A 3296-nucleotide genomic window follows, 5' to 3' on the forward strand; every position below is an offset into this window, starting at 1 on the left:
ACAACGATTATGTCATTGTTGTGTTCCCGACCGTACATCGAGAACCACTCAGTGGACGCAAGCACCAAAAACGGTGTGTTATCAAGTCATCGGCTTATTAGTACCGGTCAGCTTCACGTATTACTACGCTTCCACATCCGGCCTATCAACCCAGTAGTCTGGCTGGGAGCCTCTCACCCACAAGGGGTATGGAAGTCTCATCTTGAGGCCGGCTTCCCGCTTAGATGCTTTCAGCGGTTATCCATCCCGAACGTAGCTAATCAGCGGTGCTCCTGGCGGAACAACTGACACACCAGAGGTTCGTCCAACCCGGTCCTCTCGTACTAGGGTCAGATCCTCTCAAACTTCCTACGCGCGCAGCGGATAGGGACCGAACTGTCTCACGACGTTCTAAACCCAGCTCGCGTACCGCTTTAATGGGCGAACAGCCCAACCCTTGGGACCTACTCCAGCCCCAGGATGCGACGAGCCGACATCGAGGTGCCAAACCATGCCGTCGATATGGACTCTTGGGCAAGATCAGCCTGTTATCCCCGAGGTACCTTTTATCCGTTGAGCGACAGCGCTTCCACAAGCCACTGCCGGATCACTAGTCCCGACTTTCGTCCCTGCTCGACCTGTCAGTCTCACAGTCAAGCTCCCTTGTGCACTTACACTCGCCACCTGATTGCCAACCAGGTTGAGGGAACCTTTGGGCGCCTCCGTTACATTTTGGGAGGCAACCGCCCCAGTTAAACTACCCACCAGGCACTGTCCCTGAACCGGATCACGGTCCTAAGTTAGATATCCAGAGTGACCAGAGTGGTATTTCAACAATGACTCCACGAACACTGGCGTGTCCGCTTCACAGTCTCCCACCTATCCTACACAAGCCACACCGAACACCAATACCAAGCTGTAGTAAAGGTCACGGGGTCTTTCCGTCCTGCTGCGCGTAACGAGCATCTTTACTCGTAATGCAATTTCGCCGAGTTCGCGGTTGAGACAGTTGGGAAGTCGTTACGCCATTCGTGCAGGTCGGAACTTACCCGACAAGGAATTTCGCTACCTTAGGATGGTTATAGTTACCACCGCCGTTTACTGGGGCTTAAATTCTGAGCTTCGCCTTGCGGCTAACCCGTCCTCTTAACCTTCCAGCACCGGGCAGGCGTCAGTCCGTATACATCGTCTTGCGACTTGGCACGGACCTGTGTTTTTAGTAAACAGTCGCTACCCACTAGTCTCTGCGGCCACCACACCCTTTCGGAGCAAGTCCTAATAAGTGGATGGCCCCCCTTCTCCCGAAGTTACGGGGGCATTTTGCCGAGTTCCTTAACCACGATTCTCTCGATCTCCTTGGTATTCTCTACCTGACCACCTGAGTCGGTTTGGGGTACGGGCAGCTAGAACCTCGCGTCGATGCTTTTCTCGGCAGCATAGGATCACCCACTTTTCATCCGCATCGTGTCTCAGCCTGTATGAGTGACGGATTTGCCTATCACTCGGCCTACGCACTTGCACCAGGACAACCATCGCCTGGCTTGGGCTACCTTCCTGCGTCACACCTGTTAATACGCTAGCCGCACCAGCATGGGGTCGAGCGTTCACACAGACAACCATCACCCCGAAGGGATCCGGAAAATTCTGAGCTAGGACTCTTAGCACCACTGGATTAGCTTGGGCGGTTCTTCGCCGGTACGGGAATATCAACCCGTTGTCCATCGACTACGCCTGTCGGCCTCGCCTTAGGTCCCGACTTACCCAGGGAAGATTAGCTTGACCCTGGAACCCTTGGTCTTTCGGAGGACGTGTTTCTCACACGTCTTTCGCTACTCATGCCTGCATTCTCACTCGTGTCGCGTCCACGGCTGGGTCACCCCGCCGCTTCACTCGCGACACGACGCTCTCCTACCCATCAACACGGCTGGACCACGAAGGCCTACCAAAAATGTCAATGCCACAACTTCGGTGGCGTGCTTGAGCCCCGTTACATTGTCGGCGCGGAATCACTTGACCAGTGAGCTATTACGCACTCTTTCAAGGGTGGCTGCTTCTAAGCCAACCTCCTGGTTGTCTAAGCAACTCCACATCCTTTCCCACTTAGCACGCGCTTAGGGACCTTAGATGGTGGTCTGGGTTGTTTCCCTCTCGACTATGAAGCTTATCCCCCACAGTCTCACTGCTGCGCTCTCACTTACCGGCATTCGGAGTTTGGCTGACGTCAGTAACCTTGTAGGGCCCATCGGCCATCCAGTAGCTCTACCTCCGGCAAGAAACACGCAACGCTGCACCTAAATGCATTTCGGAGAGAACCAGCTATCACGAAGTTTGATTGGCCTTTCACCCCTATCCACAGCTCATCCCCTCAGTTTTCAACCTAAGTGGGTTCGGTCCTCCACGACGTCTTACCGTCGCTTCAACCTGGCCATGGATAGATCACTTCGCTTCGGGTCTAGGACACGCGACTGAATCGCCCTATTCAGACTCGCTTTCGCTACGGCTACCCCACACGGGTTAACCTCGCCACGTATCGCTAACTCGCAGGCTCATTCTTCAAAAGGCACGCTGTCACACCTACCAGGGGTGCTCCAACGGTTTGTAAGCAAACGGTTTCAGGTACTATTTCACTCCCCTCCCGGGGTACTTTTCACCTTTCCCTCACGGTACTTGTCCGCTATCGGTCATCTGGGAGTATTTAGGCTTATCAGGTGGTCCTGACAGATTCACACGGGATTTCTCGGGCCCCGTGCTACTTGGGATACTCTTCACGCCAAGAAAAGGCATTTCGACTACGGGGTTCGCACCCTCTATGACCGGCCATTCAAAACCGTTCGTCTATACCCTCTTGTCACGTCGACTGCTCGGCAGAACAATCAGAAAAGTCCCACAACCCCCAACATGCAACGCCTGCCGGCTATCACACACGCTAGGTTTAGCCTCTTCCGGTTTCGCTCGCCACTACTCACGGAATCGCTGTTGCTTTCTCTTCCTGTGGGTACTGAGATGTTTCACTTCCCCACGTTCCCTCTACCCGCCCTATATATTCAGGCGGGAGTCACCAGGTACGCACGCGCCCTGGCGGGGTTTCCCCATTCGGACACCCTCGGATCAAAACTCGCTTATCAGTTCCCCGAGGCTTATCGCAGATTGCTACGTCCTTCTTCGGCTCCAGATGCCAAGGCATCCACCGTTTGCTCTTAAAGACTTGAAATCACATGAGTTGAATCGTCAAAAAATTGACTAATGATCTTTAAGATCATCTACACCACACAACCCCAAAAGGTTGCATGGAAGATGCTCGCGTCCACTGTGTAGTT

Annotated in this window: 1 rRNA gene; it reads right to left on the reverse strand. The window is 53.9% G+C overall.

Annotated features, from left to right (window positions below):
- Positions 1 to 77 precede the first annotated feature (77 nt).
- A 23S ribosomal RNA gene (locus LC586_RS40075) occupies positions 78 to 3190 on the reverse strand.
- Positions 3191 to 3296 lie beyond the last annotated feature (106 nt).

This window comes from Nostoc favosum CHAB5714 (assembly GCF_020829495.1).
Taxonomy (GTDB): domain Bacteria; phylum Cyanobacteriota; class Cyanobacteriia; order Cyanobacteriales; family Nostocaceae; genus Nostoc; species Nostoc favosum.